A 17,660-nucleotide genomic window follows, 5' to 3' on the forward strand; every position below is an offset into this window, starting at 1 on the left:
GCTACTCCTCCGCTCCCTCAGGGTCTGCTGCGCGCCGGCGGGACGTGACTACACGGACGTCTTCGAAGGTATGCGGAATCGGCGCGAAAGGCTTGTGCAGCACCACTTCCAGCGCCTGGATGCGGGAATCGGCCATCACCTCGTCGGCGATGTTCGAGACCACCGTCTCGATCAGGTCCTTCGGCTCGCCCGCCACGATGGCCACCACCTGCTCGGCGAGCTCGCCGTAGTGGATGGTGTCGGCGATGTCGTCGGATTTCGCGGCGGCCGAGAAGTCGGTCCACAGCGTGAGATCCACGACGAACTCCTGGCCGTCGCGCTTCTCGAAGTCGAACACCCCGTGGTGGCCGAAGACGCGCAGGCCGCGCAATTCGATCCGGTCCCCGCTCACCGCCGCTGCCCCGCTTCCCGCCGATACCGCTCCCGCAGCCGCCGCGCGGCCCGGGTGGTGGCGTCCACCACCGAAATCGCGTCGAGCGACGACCGCACGTCGTGCACCCGCACACCCCACGCGCCGTGCTCGGCGGCCAGCGCCGAGATCGTGGCCGTGGCCACCTCGCGGCCGTCGGGCGGACGCGGGGTCTCGCCCTCGGCCAGCAGCGCGCCGAGGAAACGCTTGCGGGAGGCCCCGATCAGGATCGGGATCCCGGCGTCCATCATCTCGGTCATGCGATAGAACAAGCCGCCCAGCAACTCCCAGTTGTGGTCGGAGTTCTTGGCGAAGCCCAGGCCCGGATCCAGCACCAGCTGGTCCAGGCCGACGCCGCCGGCGAGCGCGAACTCGACCTGCGCCTCGAGTTCCTCCCACACCTTCGACACGACGTCGTCGTACTGCTCGGCGGGCCCGGCGTGCCGGTAGTCGGCCTCTGCGCGCCAGTGCATGAGGATCCACGGAATCCCGGACTCCGCGACCACTTTCACCATGTCCGGGTCGGCGCGACCGCCGGACACATCGTTGACCATGGTCACGCCCGCCGCGATCGCCGCGGCGGCCACATCGGCCCGCATGGTGTCCACGCTGGTCGGCACGCCCGCCGCGGCCAGCTCGCGGATCACCGGAACCACCCGCGCCGCTTCGGTTTCCGGATCGATCCGGATCGCGCCCGGCCGCGTCGACTCACCGCCGACATCGACGATGTCCGCACCCATCGCGTACAGCTCGAGCCCGTGCGCGACCGCCAGACCGGGATCCAGGTAGCGGCCGCCGTCGGAGAACGAATCGCTGGTGACGTTCACCACGCCCATGACCACGCACGAGCGGCCCCCACGAGGAACAACCAGTTCGGCCCCCCGCGTACCGCTCTCGGCCATGGTCAGCGCGCTCACTTTCGGAGGATGAGGTCCAGGGCCTCGGCGCGCGAGGAGGCATTGCTCTGCAGCATGCCGCGCACGGCCGAGGTGGTGGTGGACGCGCCCGGCTTGCGGATGCCGCGCATCGCCATGCACAGGTGCTCGGCCTCGATCACCACGATCGCGCCGCGCGGATCCAGCTTCTCCATCACCGCGTCGGCGATCTGGGAGGTGAGCCGCTCCTGCACCTGCGGGCGCTTGGCGTAGAGGTCGACCAGGCGGGCCAGCTTGGACAGACCGGTCACCCGGCCGTGCGGGCCGGGGATGTAGCCGACGTGCGCGACGCCGTGGAACGCCACCAGGTGGTGTTCACAGGTCGAGTACATGGGGATGTCGCGCACCAGCACCAGTTCCTGGTGCCCTTCCTCGAACGTGGTGTTGAGGACGTCGGACGGATCGGTGAACAAGCCCGCGAACATCTCGCGGTAGGCCCGGGCCACCCGGGCCGGGGTATCGGCCAGACCGGGACGGTCCGGGTCCTCGCCGACCGCGATCAGCAGTTCGCGGACAGCGGCCTCGGCACGGTCCTGATCGAACGGCCGACCGGTGTCGCGCGCGATCGGGCCGGATACGACACGATTGTTGGTGGCCGACAATCGACACCTCCTGTGTTGACTTGCCGCACATACAGACGCGGCCTGGACGCGGTCGCCGTGCCACTCGGGCGAGTTCCTTCGCGTGGGCAATCGCCCCGCGAACGAACTCGCCCGAGCCGGGCCGCGAACCCCTAGAGCGTATCGGGACCGCGGTCAGCGACGACCGTTCGGTCCGTCCCAACCGTTCTTCTCGTCCTCGTCATTCCCGGCGGCGGCGGGCGGCGCGGCCGGGGCCTCCGGCGGCTGATAGCCCGGCTGGTACTGACCGCCCGGCTGATACCGCTGGTTACCGGCGGGCGCCCAGCCGCCGTACGCGCCGCGCGGCTGCGGGGACTGACCCTCGTCCTCCTGCGGCGGCCAGCCCGGCGCGGACCAGCCGGCCGGAGCGCCGTAGTCCGGACGCGAACCGTGCGTGGGCGAGCCGTGGCGCGGGTAGGCCGGAGCCTGCGGCGCCGCCGGGTAGCCCTGCGGCGCGGGGGCGGGATAGCCGCCGCCGTACTGCGGCTGCGCCCCGGCGTAGGCCGGATCCGGGTACCCGTTGGCGGGCTGCGCCGCCGGGCGCGACTCCTCCTCCGGGAACGGCTCACCGCGTTCGGCGGCCAGCTCGCGCGGCGTCTTCACCGGCGGGCGGTCCGAGGGCTTGCGCTCACCGAAATCGTTGAAAGCCGTGATGCGCGGCCGCTTCTCGACGGTGGCGAGGATGGTCTCGAGGTCCTTGCGGTGCAGGGTCTCGCGTTCCAGCAGCGCGGTGGCCAGCGAGTCCAGCTCGTCGCGGTAGTCGTTGAGCACCGACCAGGCCTCGGTGTGCGCGGCCTCGATGAGGTTGCGCACCTCCTCGTCGATCTCGCGGGCCACCTCGTGCGAGTAGTCCGAACCCATACCCATGGACCGGCCCAGGAACGGATCGCCCTGCTCCTGGCCGTAGCGGACCGCGCCCAGGCGGGCGCTCATGCCGTACTCGGTGACCATGGCCTTCGCGGTCTTGGTGGCCTGGTCGATATCGGACGACGCACCCGTGGTCGGCTCGTGGAACACCAGTTCCTCGGCCGCGCGACCACCCATGGCGAACACCAGGCGGGCGATCATCTCCGAGCGGGTCATCAGACCCTTGTCGTCCTCGGGCACGGTCATGGCGTGGCCGCCGGTGCGGCCGCGGGCCAGGATGGTGACCTTGTAAACGGGCTCGATATCGGGCATCGCCCAGGCGGCCAGGGTGTGACCGGCTTCGTGGTAGGCGGTGATCTTCTTCTCGTGCTCGCTGATCACCCGCGACTTGCGGCGGGGGCCGCCGATGACGCGGTCGACCGACTCCTCCAGGGCCGCACCGGTGATCACGGTGCCGTGCACGCGCGCGGTGAGCAGCGCGGCCTCGTTGATGACGTTCGCCAGATCCGCGCCCGACATGCCGACCGTGCGCTTGGCCAGACCGTCCAGGTCCGCTTCCGGCGAGATCGGCTTGCCCTTGGAGTGCACGGCCAGAATCGCGCGGCGGCCCTTGAGGTCCGGGTTGCCGACCGGGATCTGCCGGTCGAAACGGCCCGGGCGCAGCAGCGCCGGGTCCAGGATGTCGGGCCGGTTGGTGGCCGCCATGATGATGACGCCGGTGCGCTCACCGAAGCCGTCCATCTCGACCAGCAGCTGGTTCAGGGTCTGCTCGCGCTCGTCGTGACCGCCGCCCAGGCCCGCGCCGCGCTGGCGGCCGACCGCGTCGATCTCGTCGACGAAGATGATGCAGGGGCTGTTCTGCTTGGCCTGATCGAACAGGTCGCGCACGCGGGAGGCGCCGACACCGACGAACATCTCGACGAAGTCCGAACCGGAGATGGTGAAGAACGGGACGCCCGCCTCACCGGCAACGGCCTTGGCCAGCAACGTCTTTCCGGTGCCGGGCGGGCCGTAGAGCAGCACGCCCTTGGGGATCTTCGCGCCCAGCGCCTGGTACCGCGCCGGGTTCTGCAGGAAGTCCTTGATCTCCTCGAGCTCTTCGATGGCCTCGTCGGCGCCCGCCACATCCTGGAACGTGGTCTTGGGCATGTCCTTCGACAGCAGCTTGGCCTTCGACTTGCCGAAGCCCATCATGCCGCCGCGGCCGCCGCCCTGCATGCGCGACATCACGAAGATGAACAGGCCCAGCAGGATCACCATGGGCAGCATGAAGAGCAGGATCTGGCTCAGCCACGAGTCCTGCTTGACCGAGGTGTTCACCTTGGCGCCGGAATCCTGCGCGGCCTTGAACATCTGCGCGGACACCTCACCGCCGCCCGGATACTTGGCGAGCAGCTTGGTCTCGCCCTTGGTCGCGTCGGTGGGATTCTTCAGCGTGATGCGCAGCTGCTGTTCTTTGTCGTCGATCTGAACCGATTCGACATTCTGCTTGTCCTGCAGCTGGGACAGCGCCACCGAAGTATCGACGCTATGCCAGCCGCGCGTGTCGTTGCTGAAATAGCTGACCAACCAGATCACGAGCAGAAAGCCCGCGACTATGGCCAGGTTGCGGAACACATTCTTGCGGGTCATAGAGCGTCGGCCGGAGGCCAGTCCTTTCCGGGGGGTGTATCCGGTTGCCTGCTGTGCTTTCGGGGCACGCCCGTTCCGGCGAACGGATGCGGACATGCCACGGTACCGCGTACGGTCTAGTCGTTACATCGCGCAGTTCGGCAGCTAGTGCAGTTCAACAGGTAAACGGCTGGAGAACGCGGGTGGTTCCCCGACCACTTGCGGCAACACGTCGGTTCGATCACCCCCTGGTGTCGGACCTCGTGGTCACAATCATGGCATGGTCGTTACATCGTGAGTGGCGACACAACAGAGCGCAGGGGGTATGGACATAGTCGAGCTACGGACACCCACGGCGATTGTGCGTCATGGCAACGGGCGGTTGACGGTGCTGCGACCTGGAACGGACGGCGAGCGCGTGCTCGACGTGCCGGTGAGCGACCTGCTGAAGGTGCGTTTGAACCGGCGCGCCGATGACGCCGTCGTCATCGAGATCTACCTCCGCTACCCCACCCCGGTCCTGACCGGAGTCCCCGCCGACCGGACCCCGCTGCCGGTGCTCATCGCCGAACACGATGTGCCCGCCGCGACCGTCATCGTCGAGCGGATCAACAACCAGATCCTGGCCACCCAGCGGCTGGACGTGGCCGCCCCCGATCTGACCCCGCCCGCGCCCTCCTGGGGCCGCGGCGGACCCGCCCGCGCCGACGTGGACCGCGCGGTGCGGCGCATGGCCCCCAAGCGGGACGCCAAGCCCGCGATCGCGGCATTGCAGCGGTTCGTCACGCCCGGCGAGTACGTGCTGGAGACCGCCCTGGTCACCGCGCAGGCGCCCGCGCCCAAGGCCACCGGCCTGCTCGCGGTCACCACCACGCGGCTGATCTTCGTGGCCCTCGGCTCGGGCAAGCGTTTCGCCCACGAGCTGCCGATCGCGACCCTGCTGTGGGCTCGCACCACCGACGACGAGGACGCGGCGGACTCGGCCCCGGGTGAATACGGTTTCGAGGTCAGTGACGGCAATCTGATCTGGAATTTCCTCGGCACCGATCGCGCCGACACCGATCGGGTCGCGGGCGCGTTGAATTTCGCCATTCAGCGCGAGGTCGCCGACGGCGCGGCCGGGCCGGCCGATCCGGGTGTGGCGAAGCTGTACTCGGAGTGGGAATTGCTGGTCGAGCGGCATTCGCTCGGCATGGTCGACGACGCGCAGTTCCAGCGCTATGGCCGCGGAATTCTCCGGTCCCTGCCGGACTAGATCGACACGGCCGGAACCGAGGCAGGGTTTGGGGGCGAATGGCCCCCGAACCGGGGATGTTATTCGTCCGGCTGCAGCGTGATCCGCCGCCATGGGCTGGTCGGCCGCATCCACAGGCGCAGCAATTCCATGCGCCGGTCCACGCCGCCGGATTTCAGTTCCGCGAGGTCCTCGCAGGCCTGCCAGTAGGTCCACCCGGCCAGGTAGGCGTCGCCGAATTGCCGCCAGTTGCGGTATTTGCGCTGGGCCGGGGGCAGGGCCCGCATCAGGTAGTCCCAGGCGACGTCGGCGTCGAGGTAGCCGGCGGTGTAGGCCATGCGCGCGACGGCCACCACCCGGGCCAGATCCCAGGCCTGGATATCGGTGGGCAGCGGGCGGACCAGGTGGTCGGTGAGACCGAGTTTGATGGCCTGCGACCAGATGTCGTAATCGCGGACCAGGGCTTCGGGATTCTCCATGCCGCGGAAGGATCCGACCTGGCGTAGGAACGCGCGATGACGATCCGCGCGTTCGCCGAAGCGGTCGCGTTCAGGGGAGTTGATGGCCGCCATGACGAGCGGATGCACGAGCGCGTAGAGCGGGCCGTGCATGCCGTCGAGCAGTTGTTCCATCGAGGCCATGGCCTCGGTGCCGTCGGTGATGCCCCAGGCGCCGGTGAGGGTGTCGATGGCAAGTTCGCGGCGATCACCCAGGGGGTGGTCGCGTTCGGGTCCGAGCAACAGCGCGTCGTGGAAGGCGTCCCAGCGCGCTGAATAGAAGCCGCCGAGCGCCAGTGCGCGCAGTTCGTCGTCCGAGACCTGCGCACCGGACCAATGATCGTCTTCGCGCTGGTCCAGCTCCGGATAGGGAAATGTGGTCAGCGTGGGTACGTCGCGGGCGGGCATAACCCGATTGTTCCCCATCGATCTTGGAGTGGCCGCCTATTCGCCGATCGCGTCTGCCACACCCGTCGCGGCGGGTGCGAATTATCGGCAAACCATTCGGTCCGTAATTTCAGCGAACCCGGCACGACACAGTCACGCAATTGTCTGAATCTTGCCCTGTCACAGCGGGTAATCCGACGCTAACCTCTGGGGGCATGAGTGGGAACATCACCCTGCTGCGCGGACTCACACCGGCCGCCACCGAGCAGGAAATCTATGCCGCCGCACAGGAATACGTGCGGAAAGTCGGCGGGGTGTCGGGATTGACAACGACTACCAAGACGGCGGTGGACAAGGCGGTCGCCGCGATCGCCGCCGCCACCACCCAATTGCTGGCCGAATTACCGGAACGCCGGGCCTCGGAGGGCGAACCGCCCACCCGTCGCCGGGCCGCCCGGGAGGCCATCGCGGAGGAGGCGAGCTGAGGCTCGCCGAATCACACGCCGTACACCGCCACGCAGTCGAGCGCGATCTCCAGCCGAGGTCCGCGCTGGTCGAGTGAGTGACCGAGTAGTTCTTCTATGCGCTGAATGCGGTATCGCACCGTGTTCTTGTGCACGCCGAGCGTTTTCGCGGCCGCGTCGGGGCTGCGCCGGGCTCGGAGATAGGCATGCAAGGTTTCGCGCAATCGCGCCGACTGCGGGTCGGGCGCGGCGAGTGCGCCCAGTTCCCGTTCGATGAGCGATCGCATCGCGGCCTCGTCGGTTCCCGCCAGATAGGCGACCTCCACCTCCGAGTAGTGCAGCACCCGCGGCGTACCCGGCCGGGCCCGTTCGGCGACCTGCCGGGCCGCGACCGCCTCGCGGTGGCTGGCCCGGAATCCGGCGGTGTGCGCGGCGGGCACGCCGACCGCGACGCGCACGGGCGCGTCCACCGACCACACCGGATCGTCCGGCCCGGGAATCGCCGGGCCGGACACTCCGTCGCCGTCGACGCCGATCCAGGCCCACAGCGCGGTCGCGCCGGAGGGCACGGTGAGCAGGCTGCCGTTGCCGAGCGTGCCCGCGAATCGGGCCACGATCCGGTCGAGCCGGCCCACCGCCTCGCCACTGCCGTCGGACGGCAACGGCGCGGCATCCTCGTCGGTCCACACCACGAGCGCCAGATGCCGCTGGCCGAGCCGGTATCCGAGCCGGGCGGACGCGCTCTCGGTGTCCACGTCGGCGCCGTCGAGCAGGCTGCGCACGATCTCGGCGCGCTGGGTGAGGGCGGCACGCAGACCACGTTCGCGTTCGGCCATGTAGGTGTCGGTGAGGGTTTCGACCGAGGTGCTGACCCAGCGCGTGGTGCGGTCGAAAAGCCGTAGCAGCAGCGATCTTTCGATATCGCGCGGCAGCTGCCGCTGTTCGAGCACCTCGGTCATGTAGTCGATGCAGGCTTCCTGACCGAGGTGGTACACGCGCAGCAGCAGGCGCACGTCGTAGCCGCGGCGGGCGACGGTGCGGGCGAAGGCGTGGGCTTCCTCGGGGACCGGGTAGTCGAAGCGGTCCTGGGTGAGGCCGCTGAGCACGGCGACGGCGTGGGCACGGCTACTGGCGGCGAGGTCGCGGCGCATATCGCGGTCACGCAGTTCGGGGATGCGGGCGATGATCGCGTTGTCGAGGCGGGTGACGACCTGTTCGAGGGTTTCGGCGGGCAGGGTCTCGGCGACGAAATCGGCGATCCATTGCCGGATCTCGGCGCTGTTCAGCGTCGTCGTCACGGGGCACCTCCGGGGTTTGTACTCCGAGCACAAAACCGACCGGAACTATTGACCCGATTGGCCAAGCATGGGCTCGCGAAATTGTGTCACGATCATAGTCCGGTGAGCTGGCACACAGCTCGCCATCGCAACGAAGCGCATGGGGAGAGGCACATCGTGACCAATACCGAACCCGCCGCGGGCACCGCTCGCAAGACCGGGACCCGCAAGGCAGCCGGGACCGCGACCAAGGCCGCCCCGCAGCCCGAGGCCCCGAAACCGGCCACCGAGCTCGAGGTCCGCAACCCCGCGACCGGGGCGCTCGCCGGGACGGTCCCGATCGACTCGGCCGACACCGTCGCGGCCAAGGTCCGCGAACTGCGCGCGCACCAGCCCGCCTGGGAGGCCCTGGGCCCCGACGGCCGCAAGGAATGGCTGCTCAAGCTCCAGGACTGGCTGGTCGACAATACCGACCACCTGGCCGACGTGCTGCAGTCCGAGACCGGCAAGGCCCGCGTGGACTCGCTCATCGACCCGGCCTTCTCGGTCGACCTCACCGGCTACTACGCCCGCCGCGCCGCGAAATTCCTGGCCGACGAACACCCTTCGCCGCACAGCCCGCTGGCCCGGGTCAAGCAGCTGACCACCGTCTTCCGCCCGTACCCGGTGGTCGGCGTGATCACCCCGTGGAACTTCCCGCTGGCCATGCCGGTCATCGACGTGATCCCGGCGCTGGCCGCCGGCGCGGCGGTCATCCTCAAGCCCTCCGAGGTGACCCCGCTCTCGGCCGTCGAACTGGCGCGCGGCTGGCGTGAGATCGGCGCGCCCCCGGTGTTCGAGGTCGTCACCGGCGCGGGCGAGACCGGCGCGGCCGTGGTCGGCAACGCCGACTACATCCAGTTCACCGGTTCCACCGCCACCGGCCGCAAGATCGCCGCGGCCTGCACCGAGCGGATGATCCCGTTCAGCCTGGAGCTCGGCGGCAAGGACCCGGCCATCGTGCTGGCCGACGCCGACCTGGACCGGGCGGCGCACGGCATCGCCTTCGGCGGGCTGTTCAACGCCGGGCAGGTGTGCATCTCGGTGGAGCGCGTGTACGTGGAAGCCGCTGTCTACGACGAGTTCCTGGCGAAGCTGACCGCCGCGGTCAAGGAGGTCCGCCAGGGCGTGGACGGCCGCAAGCCGCAGTACGACATGGGCGCGCTGGCCAACGAGAACCAGGCGCAGATCGTGCAGCGGCACGTCGAGGAAGCCGTCAAGGCGGGTGCGCGAATCACCACCGGCGGCAAGCGGACCGGCGTCGGCACCCTGTTCGAGCCGACCGTGCTCGCCGACGTGGACCACACCATGACCTGCATGACCGAGGAGACCTTCGGTCCCACATTGCCGGTCATGAAGGTCGCCAACGAGGCGGAAGCCATTCGGCTGGCCAATGATTCGATCTACGGCCTGTCCGCGTCGGTGTGGTCGGGCGACAACGATCGCGCCGAACGCGTTGCGCGCCAGCTGAACGCGGGCGCGGTCAATATCAACGACGTGTTCGCCAATATGTTCAGCTTCGCGCTGCCCATGGGCGGCTGGGGTCTGTCCGGCACCGGCGCGCGCTGGGGCGGCCCCAACGGCGTGCGCAAGTACTGCCGCCAGCAGGCCATCACCAAGCCGATCCTGCCCACCATGACCAAGGAACCGCTCTGGTTCCCGTATTCGCCGCCCAAGCTGATGTTCGCCATGAGCGCCATGCGAGCCGCGGGCACCCGCGGGCTGCGGCGTCTGAACGTGCCCGCCATCGTCAAGACCGTGCGGGGGCTGTGATGACCGACTTCGGAACCATCGCCGGCAAGGTCGTGGTGATCACCGGCGGCGCGCGCGGCATCGGCCTGGCCACCGCCACCGCCCTGCAGGCGCTCGGCGCGAAGATCGCCATCGGCGACATCGACGAGACCACCGTCAAGGAGTCCGGCGCGGCACGGGATTTCGACGTGTACGACAAGCTGGACGTCACCGACCAGCAGTCCTTCGAGGGCTTCCTCGACGAGGTGGAACGCCGGCTCGGCCCGATCGACGTGCTGATCAACAATGCCGGGATCATGCCCACCGGACGCGTGGTGGACGAGCCGGACCAGATCACCCGCCGCATCCTCGACATCAATGTGTACGGCGTGATCCTCGGCTCCAAGCTGGGCATCGCCCGTATGCTGCCGCGCGGGCGCGGGCACGTCATCAATATCGCGTCGTTGGCGGGCGAGAGCCACATTCCCGGCCTGGCCACCTACAACGCCAGCAAGCACGCGGTGCTCGGCTTCACCGATACCCTGCGCGAGGAGTACCGGGGCACCGGGCTCGAGTTCTCCTCGGTGCTGCCCACGCTCACCAAAACCGAACTGGGCTCCGGGGTTTCACTGCCCAAGCTGATGCGCGCGGCCGAACCGGAGGAGATCGCGGACGCCATCGCCAAGCTGATCGTGGCGCCCAAGGCGAAGGCACGGGTCACCGCGGTGGCGGGGATCATCGCGCAGGCCGTCGGGCTGCTGCCGCAGTTCGTGGGTGACGCCATCGGGCGGGCGCTGGGTTCGCAGACCGCCTTCCTCGACGACGTGGACGGCGACGCGCGCAAGGCCTACGAGCATCGGGTGCGCGACTAGCTCACCGTAGGGTCGGCGGCATGGGAAGCAGGAGTGCGGTTTTCGCCGGATTGTCGACATTGGATCTCGCCTATGCCGTCGACCGGTATCCCGCCGAGGACTCCAAGACCCAGGCCGCCGACCTGTTCCTGGGCGCGGGCGGACCGGCCGCCAACGCGGCGGTCACCTACGCGTTCCTGTCCGGCGTGCACCCCGCGCTGGTCACCGCGTTGGGGAAACACCCACTGGCGGAACTGATCCGGAGTGATCTGCGGCAGCACGGCGTCACCATCGTGGACCTCACCCCGGACGGTGATCAGCAACCGCCGGTGTCCTCGATCATCGTCGCCACGGCGGCGGCCACCCGGACCATCGTGTCGCTGGACGGCTCGCGGATCCATCCGGGTCTCGACGACTCGACGGCCGATACGGTCGCGGACGCGTCGCTGCTGCTGGTGGACGGTCACTACCCCGACCATGCCGTACGGCTCGCGACAGCGGCTCGGGCAGCGGGAGTGCCGGTGGTGCTCGATGCCGGACGCTGGCGGCCGGTGCATGCCGAACTGCTGCCGATCGTGGATATCGCGATCTGCTCGAGTGCCTTCACTCCGCCTGGGGTGGCGGCGGATTCGGCGGATGAGGTGTTCGACCGCCTGCACGCGGTGGGCCCGGCGCTGGTGGCGGTAACCGGGGGCGGCGGCCCGATCCGCTATTCGATGCCGGGCGGCCGCGGCGAGATCCGGGTTCCCGCCGAACCCGCGATCGACACGCTCGGGGCGGGCGACATCCTGCACGGCGCGTTCTGCCACTTCCACGAACGCGGCGCCGACTTCCCGGCCGCGCTGCGCGAGGCAGCCGTCGTGGCCGGCGCTTCCTGTCGCTACGTCGGCACGCGGGAATGGATGCGGCACTTCGACACTCGGCCGGTGCGGTGACCGCTCAGTCGATGCGGTAGCCGCGACCTGCTTTCCGGAGCACCAGATCGGCTCGGCCGCGGGTGGATTCGACCAGGACGGCATTGCGCAGGTCGCTGTTCATCACCTTGTCGCGGGCGGCCGCGGGGGTGCGGCCGCCGCGAATATGTCGGCGCAGCAGGCGTTGTTCGATGATCGGGCGCGGCACGTCCAGGTACCAGGCCTCGTCGAGCTGGGGGCGGACGGCGGCCCAGCCCGGGTGGGAACGGTCGTCGAGGAGCAGGTAGTTGCCCTCGGTGACGACGATCGTGTGGTGGTCGAAGACGACGCCGCCGGGCACCGGTTCGTGCAGATCGCGGTCGTAGGTGGGCCAGGGCACCGGGGTGCCGGGGGTGGCGTCGCGGAGCGTTCGGAGCAGCGCCGCATAGCCTTCGGCGTCGAAGGTCCCCGGTTCGCCCTTGCGGTCCAGGATTCCGGCGGCGCGCAGCCGGTCGTTGGTGAGGTGGAAGCCGTCCATGGGCGCGACTTCGGCGATGGCGGTCCCGGCGGCCAGGTTCAGTTCGTCGCGGATGCCGCGGGCGAGGGTGGATTTGCCCGCCCCGGGCGGGCCCGCGATCCCCAGCAGAAACCGACCGGAATGACCTTCAGCACGCCGGCGGACCCGCGCCGCCAACTCCGCCAAGGAGGTTTCGACACTGCCACGTATCGCCACCCCACGAGCCTACGGGGAATCAGTGCCCGCCTTCGGGAATGGCGCGAACCAGCGCCCCCAGATCGGCTTCCAGCATTCGCGACAACCGGTAGATCACCACGAACGCCAGCACGCCGCCCACGCTGAGGATGCGCAGCGGCACGATCACCAACCCCAGATCGTCGGTCGACACGAACGTCACCGACGCCACCCCGAGCAGCGGCACCGACGCCGCCGCGGCCAGATAGAAATTGCTGCGTCGCGCCAGCGCCGCCAGCTGCCGCCGATCCTCGTGCCCCACCGAACCGCGCGCCAACAACTGCGGATACAGCGACCGCACCGAATACACCATGATCAGGAAGAACGGATAGGCCAGCGCGATGGTCGCGCACACCACCTGCGCGGTGAAGAAATGCGCGAAAGCCATGTGCGGCAGGCGCGCTCCCGCACCGGCCAGCGCCAGCGGCCACGCGATTCCGGCGATCAGCCACAAGGCGAACGGCACCCACACCACCCGCTCCCCCAGCAGCAGCGTGTCCGCGCGGGCGCGGGCCAGCTGATCCGGGGTGTACTCGTGGCCGCGGCGCAGCCGGTACGAGACCGTCAGCGGTCGCCGCGCCAGCCACAACAACAGCAGCGCCGCCACCGGGAAGGCCGCCAGATTGTTGATCAGCGCCACCTGCTCGAACCGGTACTGATCCGACGCCGACAGCTCATCCACGATGAGGCTCTTGTTGATCCGGATGTTGTACCAACTGGCCAGGGCGTTCGGCAGACCCACGCACAGCATCGCGATCGGCACCGGCCAGCTCCGCAACCGCGACCACAGACTGTGCGCGGGCGGGTCGATCAGATCCCGGGCATCGGGGTCCAGGCACAGGTCCAGCTGCCCGGCCAGCTGACCGCCGCTCTGCCAACGCCGGGACGCGTCGGGGCGCAGGCATTCCAGCAGCACGCGCCGCAGGGTGGCGGGGGTGTCCGGGGGCAGGTTGTCCAAGGCCGCCGCGGGCACCCCGGCCATGCGGCGGGCCAGCATCTCCGGCACGGCGTCGGTCCCGACCTCGGGATCGTCGAACGGCAGTGAGCCGGTGAGCATTTCCCACAGCACCACGCCGAGCGAGTAGATGTCACTGGCGGGACCGGGCGACGGCGCGGCCGAATCCAGCAGGGCCCGCAGCGCTTCCGGCGATCGATACCGCAGGGCCCCCGCGCCATTCGCACTCGCGCTCCTGGCACCGATGAACCCGGTGCTCCAATACATCGGCCCCAGTGCGAAATCCGCGAGTTTGGGCACCCCTTCGGCCGTGAACAGCACATTGGCGGGGCGGATGTCGTGGTGCAGTACCCCTTGCCGCTCCCCGTATTCGAGTGCCTCGGCGAGCCGTCGCCCCACCCAGGCCACGGTTTCGGGCCAGCTCAGGGCGGCGATGTCGGTACGTACCGGCGATCCGGACGGGCGGCTCTCGCCCTTGGCCTCCATGGCGGAATCGATGGCGCGCAGCAGCAATCCGCCGTCGGGCAGTCCGTTCGCGGCGGGGGCGGTGCGGTGGATCATGCGGCCGCCGGGTTTGCCGCCATTGCCCGCCACCTGGGCTTCGCGGCGCAGCTGGGCGAGCACGCCCTCGGCGGTGCCGCCGGGCACGTACTGCATGTACAGCAGTCGCAGTGGCTTCCCCGTGCTGCCGTCCGCGATCAGCCGCTGGTCGAAGACGCGCACGATGTACTGGTGGTCGAGCTGGGCGACGGTGTCGGTGTCGCTGTCCGCGCCCGCCTCCACCCGGACCGCGACCAGACGCTGCATGGAGCGCTGCCGGGCCAGGAACATGCGGCTGTAGTCGGCGCCGCCGAGATCGGTGAGCAGGTCGAAATCGTCGAGGCGACGACCGGTTTCGATGCCCTCGGGCAGCACCGGCGGCGGGGGCGGCGGGGTCTCGCCGGTGAAGCGACGGCGGATCTCGGTGGCGACCTCGGGGTATTCGGCGGTGAAGCTGTCCACGTCGAGCGGCCGGAAGCGGCTGCGGGCCAGGTACTCCTCGCACACCAGATCGGCGAAGGCCGGACTGGTTCCCATCTCCGGGAATTCCCGGCGGTACTCCGCGATCCGCTTCTCCAGTCCGGCGCGCCGCCAGCGCTGCCGCATGTCGATGCGGACCAGGTCGGTGAGGACCTCGAGCCGGACCGCGCGCCCGTCGGGCAGGTACCCGGCCAGGGGCGGTGGTTCCTGGCGGTCGCCGCGCAGCGTTGATTCCCAGTCGGCGGAGAAGCGTGCGAGAGCTCGGGCCGAGAGTTCACTCACGGCGTGGCATCCGGGTCGCCATCGGCGCCGGGCGCCGCGGTCTTGCCATCGCCGGCCGGGCGCGCCGAGCGGGCCGGGGCGACCACGCGTTCCAGCGCCGCCAGGTCCGCTTCGAGGGCCCGGAAGATGGCGTAGATCAGCACGAACGCGGCGATGCCGCCGACGCTGAGCACCCGGACCGCCACGATCACCTTCGGAATGTCCTCCGGCGGCAGGAACGTCACGCCCGCGACCGCGAGCAGCGGCACCGACGCCGCCACCGCCAGATAGGTGGTGCAGCGGCGGCCCAGCCGGTGCAGCCACACCGCGTCCTCGCCGCTGATGTCGCCGTGCCGCAGGAACATGGGATAGATGCACCGCACCAGATAGAAGGCGACCAGGAAGAAGGGGTACGCCACCGCGATCGCCCCGCACACCACCAGTGACACCAGGAAGTGCAGGACGCCGCGCACCGGCAGGTCGGTGGCGGTCATGCGCAGCACCATCGGGAAGGTGAAGCCCGCGACCACCCACAGCGCGAACACCACCAAGGAGATGCGTTCCCCGGCGAGCAGCACGTCCGCCCGGGCTCTGCGCAGTGTCTCGGCGTCGTATTCACGGCCCTTGCGGAGTCCGCGCGGCACCACGATCACCGAGCGGCACAGGTAGGCGATGACGGCGGTGCCGAGCGGGAAGAACACCAGGTTCACCGAGCCGGTGGTGAGCACGAAGGTGCGCATGGCCGACTCGGACAGATGGCTGATGATGAAGGCCCGGTTGTGCGCGATGTTGTACAGCGAGGCCAGCGTGTTCGGGATCGCCACGGCCAGCGTGACCAGGGGAATCAACCACGGCCGCAACCGCATCCGCCAGCTGTCCGGGGGCGGGTCGACCAGGTCGCGGGCGCGCTCGTCCAGGCACATGTCGAGCTGGCCGGCCAGCACGGCGCCGCTGCTCCAGCGTTGGTCGCGTTCGGGCGCCAAACAGGTGAGCAGGACCCGGCGCAGCGCGGCCGGGCAGTCCGGCGGCACCCGGTCCAGGGCCACGTGGTCGACGCCGCCGCGGCGGCGGGCGAGCATGGCCTCGAGGGTGGTGCGGTCGCCGTGGTCGCCGGGTCCGGCGGTGCTGTCGTCGAAGGGTTTGGCCCCGGTGAGCAGCTCCCACAGCACGACCCCGAGGGAGAAGATGTCGGCGCGAGTGTCCAGGTCGGCGGCACTGGTCGCGGCCGCCGGATGGCAGGCCTCCAGCTGTTCCGGGGACATGTAGGAGAGCGAACCACCGAAGTAGGCGACCGGGCTGGAACTGTCCAGATTGCGGCTGAAACTGATATTGAAGTCGGCCAGTTTCGGCACGGCCTCGGCCGTGAGCAGCACGTTCGCGGGTTTCACGTCGCGGTGCAGCACCCCGTGCGAGTCCGCGTAGTCCAGCGCCTCGGCCAGTCTGCGGCCCAGCCACGCAACGGTTTCCGGCCAGCTCAGCCCGGCCAGTTCGGCGCGCACGCTGGAGTCGGTGGGCCGGATCTCGCCCTTCTCCTCCATGGCGGCGTCCACCGCGTCCAGCAGCAGCTGCCCGCTGCGTTCGGCGGGCGGGGTGGCGCGCACCCAGCGCAGCACGCCGAGCAGGGTGCCGCCGGGCAGGAACTGCATGTACAGCAGCCGCAGCCGCCGCCCGGATTCGGTGCGCACGTCCGAGAGCAGGCGCTGGTCGAAGACGCGCACGATGTAGTCGTGGTCGAGCTGGGCCAGGGTCTGCGGTTCGGTGCCGTGATCGGCGGAGATCTTCACCGCGACCAGACGTTGCAGGGACCGCTGCCGGGCCAGGAAGACGCGGGCGAACGCCCCGGAACCGAGGCTGGTCAGCAGGTCGAAGTCGTCGATGCGCTGGCCGATCTCGATGCGGTCGAGCAGCGCGCCGGTCTCGGGCGTGGTGGCGACCCCGACGGTGGCGCGGGTGGGATCGGCCGGGTCGCCGATCAGCTGCGAGGGGTCCTCGTACTGGGTCAGCTCGCTCGCGTCGGGCACCCGGGTGGTGTCGCCGTCGACCGGCGGTTCGGCGCGGGTGGTGGCCTCGACCGGGAGCCGGGTGGATTCGTCGAGCCAGGCGCCGCGGGTGGACGCGTCCAGCTCGAAATCGCCGCGGGTGGACTCGCCGGGCCCGGCGCGGCGGGTGCTCTGGTCCTCGTCGTCGGCATTGAGCAGCTGCCGCAGCTCGCCCGCCTGATCCGGGTACTCACGCAGGCAGTCGCGCGGATCCACGCGCTCGCCGCTGTGGCGGCGGATGACGAACTCCTCGTACACCAGCCCGGCGGGCAGGTCGGCCGGCGTGAGCTCGGGGAATTCGGCGCTGTAGTCGCGCAGTCGTTTGGGCGGGGTGGCCGGTTCCCCGGTGGTGCGCCGCAGCCAGCGGTGGCGCATGTCGATGCGGATCAGTTCCAGCAGGGCGCCCCGGCGCAGCGTGCTGGCGTCGGGCAGATAGGCGGCGATGCTGGGCGGGGCCGCAGCGGAGTCCCAGGCCGCCGCGAAGGCGACGACCGCGCTCGATTCGGTTCCGGCCGAGTATGCGCCGGAACGGTGGTCGGAACCAGAAGTCATGTCCGCACCCATCTGGCTCGGCACGGATGTCGTCGATCCGCACTGTCGATCCGGGGATGTCGTGGATTCCGAGATTCGGTCAAAGAAGCCGCCACACCCGACACCATCATCCCCGACCTTCAGCCGGAATGATAACTTGCGGGCCACGAGCGGATCACCCGATTTCGACACGATGCGACGGGGGAAGACCAGCATGTACGACGAGGGCACGGCATTAGCGGCGGAGATCGCCGCGGCCGACGCCGCCGAGGAGGAAGCGGTGGCACC

General features: G+C 69.7%; 14 protein-coding genes. 5 read left to right on the top strand and 9 right to left on the bottom strand.

Annotated elements, in window-relative coordinates; genetic code table 11:
- Position 1: 1 nt before the first annotated feature.
- The 4 genes from folB to ftsH form a co-directional block, all read right to left on the bottom strand.
- Positions 2 to 391, bottom strand: coding sequence for a dihydroneopterin aldolase (folB, locus tag ACWEOI_RS03350; protein ID WP_357087499.1), 390 nt, complete (start codon positions 389 to 391; stop codon positions 2 to 4).
- Positions 388 to 1,311 carry a dihydropteroate synthase gene (gene folP, locus ACWEOI_RS03355; protein ID WP_452359186.1) on the bottom strand — a complete coding sequence of 308 codons (924 nt, stop codon included), beginning with the start codon at positions 1,309 to 1,311 and terminating at the stop codon, positions 388 to 390. The genes folB and folP overlap by 4 nt, the downstream gene beginning before the upstream one ends.
- Positions 1,312 to 1,322: 11 nt before the next feature.
- On the bottom strand, positions 1,323 to 1,946 hold the full coding sequence (folE, locus tag ACWEOI_RS03360) for a GTP cyclohydrolase I FolE (protein ID WP_433670102.1): 624 nt from the start codon (positions 1,944 to 1,946) through the stop codon (positions 1,323 to 1,325).
- A gap of 153 nt (positions 1,947 to 2,099) precedes the next feature.
- Entirely contained in the window at positions 2,100 to 4,463 is a 2,364-nt protein-coding gene (gene ftsH, locus ACWEOI_RS03365; RefSeq protein WP_433670100.1) for an ATP-dependent zinc metalloprotease FtsH, read from the bottom strand.
- 367 nt (positions 4,464 to 4,830) lie between these two features.
- Here ftsH and ACWEOI_RS03370 point away from each other — a divergent pair, with 367 nt between their 5' ends.
- A complete protein-coding gene (locus ACWEOI_RS03370) occupies positions 4,831 to 5,697 on the top strand; it encodes a hypothetical protein (protein ID WP_357087508.1) in 867 nt (288 codons plus the stop codon).
- A 59-nt stretch (positions 5,698 to 5,756) separates the two neighbouring features.
- Here ACWEOI_RS03370 and ACWEOI_RS03375 read toward each other — a convergent pair whose 3' ends face one another.
- Positions 5,757 to 6,581, bottom strand: a complete 825-nt coding sequence (locus tag ACWEOI_RS03375; protein WP_357087511.1) for a DUF1266 domain-containing protein — start codon at positions 6,579 to 6,581, stop codon at positions 5,757 to 5,759.
- Between the two features lie 194 nt (positions 6,582 to 6,775).
- Here ACWEOI_RS03375 and ACWEOI_RS03380 point away from each other — a divergent pair, with 194 nt between their 5' ends.
- Complete coding sequence (locus ACWEOI_RS03380) at positions 6,776 to 7,045, top strand: DUF2277 family protein (protein ID WP_433670098.1); 270 nt, start codon at positions 6,776 to 6,778, stop codon at positions 7,043 to 7,045.
- An 11-nt stretch (positions 7,046 to 7,056) separates the two neighbouring features.
- On the opposite strand, the gene ACWEOI_RS03385 is transcribed toward ACWEOI_RS03380, so the two are convergent.
- On the bottom strand, positions 7,057 to 8,322 hold the full coding sequence (locus tag ACWEOI_RS03385; protein WP_357087514.1) for a PucR family transcriptional regulator: 1,266 nt from the start codon (positions 8,320 to 8,322) through the stop codon (positions 7,057 to 7,059).
- A 156-nt stretch (positions 8,323 to 8,478) separates the two neighbouring features.
- On the opposite strand from ACWEOI_RS03385, the gene ACWEOI_RS03390 reads away from it, so the two are divergent.
- The 3 genes from ACWEOI_RS03390 to ACWEOI_RS03400 are packed head-to-tail and all read left to right on the top strand — an operon-like array spanning position 8,479 to position 11,857.
- Entirely contained in the window at positions 8,479 to 10,113 is a 1,635-nt protein-coding gene (locus ACWEOI_RS03390) for an aldehyde dehydrogenase family protein (protein WP_452358830.1), read from the top strand.
- Positions 10,113 to 10,943: an SDR family oxidoreductase gene (locus tag ACWEOI_RS03395; RefSeq protein WP_357087520.1), complete on the top strand. Its 831-nt coding sequence runs from the start codon at positions 10,113 to 10,115 to the stop codon at positions 10,941 to 10,943. Before ACWEOI_RS03390 ends, ACWEOI_RS03395 begins: the two co-directional genes overlap by 1 nt.
- 20 nt (positions 10,944 to 10,963) lie before the next feature.
- Positions 10,964 to 11,857: a PfkB family carbohydrate kinase gene (locus tag ACWEOI_RS03400; protein WP_452358831.1), complete on the top strand. Its 894-nt coding sequence runs from the start codon at positions 10,964 to 10,966 to the stop codon at positions 11,855 to 11,857.
- Positions 11,858 to 11,861: 4 nt separating this feature from the next.
- Here the strand turns inward: ACWEOI_RS03400 and ACWEOI_RS03405 are convergent, their stop codons facing one another.
- The 3 genes from ACWEOI_RS03405 to ACWEOI_RS03415 are packed head-to-tail and all read right to left on the bottom strand — an operon-like array spanning position 11,862 to position 17,393.
- Entirely contained in the window at positions 11,862 to 12,548 is a 687-nt protein-coding gene (locus ACWEOI_RS03405) for a nucleoside/nucleotide kinase family protein (protein ID WP_433670092.1), read from the bottom strand.
- A gap of 19 nt (positions 12,549 to 12,567) precedes the next feature.
- Positions 12,568 to 14,823 carry a protein kinase domain-containing protein gene (locus tag ACWEOI_RS03410; RefSeq protein ID WP_452358832.1) on the bottom strand — a complete coding sequence of 752 codons (2,256 nt, stop codon included), beginning with the start codon at positions 14,821 to 14,823 and terminating at the stop codon, positions 12,568 to 12,570.
- Entirely contained in the window at positions 14,820 to 17,393 is a 2,574-nt protein-coding gene (locus tag ACWEOI_RS03415) for a serine/threonine-protein kinase (RefSeq protein WP_452358833.1), read from the bottom strand. The genes ACWEOI_RS03410 and ACWEOI_RS03415 overlap by 4 nt, the downstream gene beginning before the upstream one ends.
- Between the last annotated feature and the right edge of the window lie 267 nt (positions 17,394 to 17,660).

It is taken from the genome of Nocardia sp. NPDC004340 (genome assembly GCF_053602575.1).

Bases quoted from the DNA above. Each gene is read 5' to 3' on its own strand.
- ACWEOI_RS03400 (WP_452358831.1), top strand. From the start codon at position 10,964: ATGGGAAGCAGGAGTGCGGTTTTCGCCGGATTGTCGACATTGGATCTC.
- ACWEOI_RS03395 (WP_357087520.1), top strand. From the start codon at position 10,113: ATGACCGACTTCGGAACCATCGCCGGCAAGGTCGTGGTGATCACCGGC.
- ACWEOI_RS03415 (WP_452358833.1), bottom strand. From the start codon at position 17,393: ATGACTTCTGGTTCCGACCACCGTTCCGGCGCATACTCGGCCGGAACC.
- ACWEOI_RS03375 (WP_357087511.1), bottom strand. From the start codon at position 6,581: ATGCCCGCCCGCGACGTACCCACGCTGACCACATTTCCCTATCCGGAG.
- folP (WP_452359186.1), bottom strand. From the start codon at position 1,311: ATGGCCGAGAGCGGTACGCGGGGGGCCGAACTGGTTGTTCCTCGTGGG.
- ftsH (WP_433670100.1), bottom strand. From the start codon at position 4,463: ATGACCCGCAAGAATGTGTTCCGCAACCTGGCCATAGTCGCGGGCTTT.
- ACWEOI_RS03380 (WP_433670098.1), top strand. From the start codon at position 6,776: ATGAGTGGGAACATCACCCTGCTGCGCGGACTCACACCGGCCGCCACC.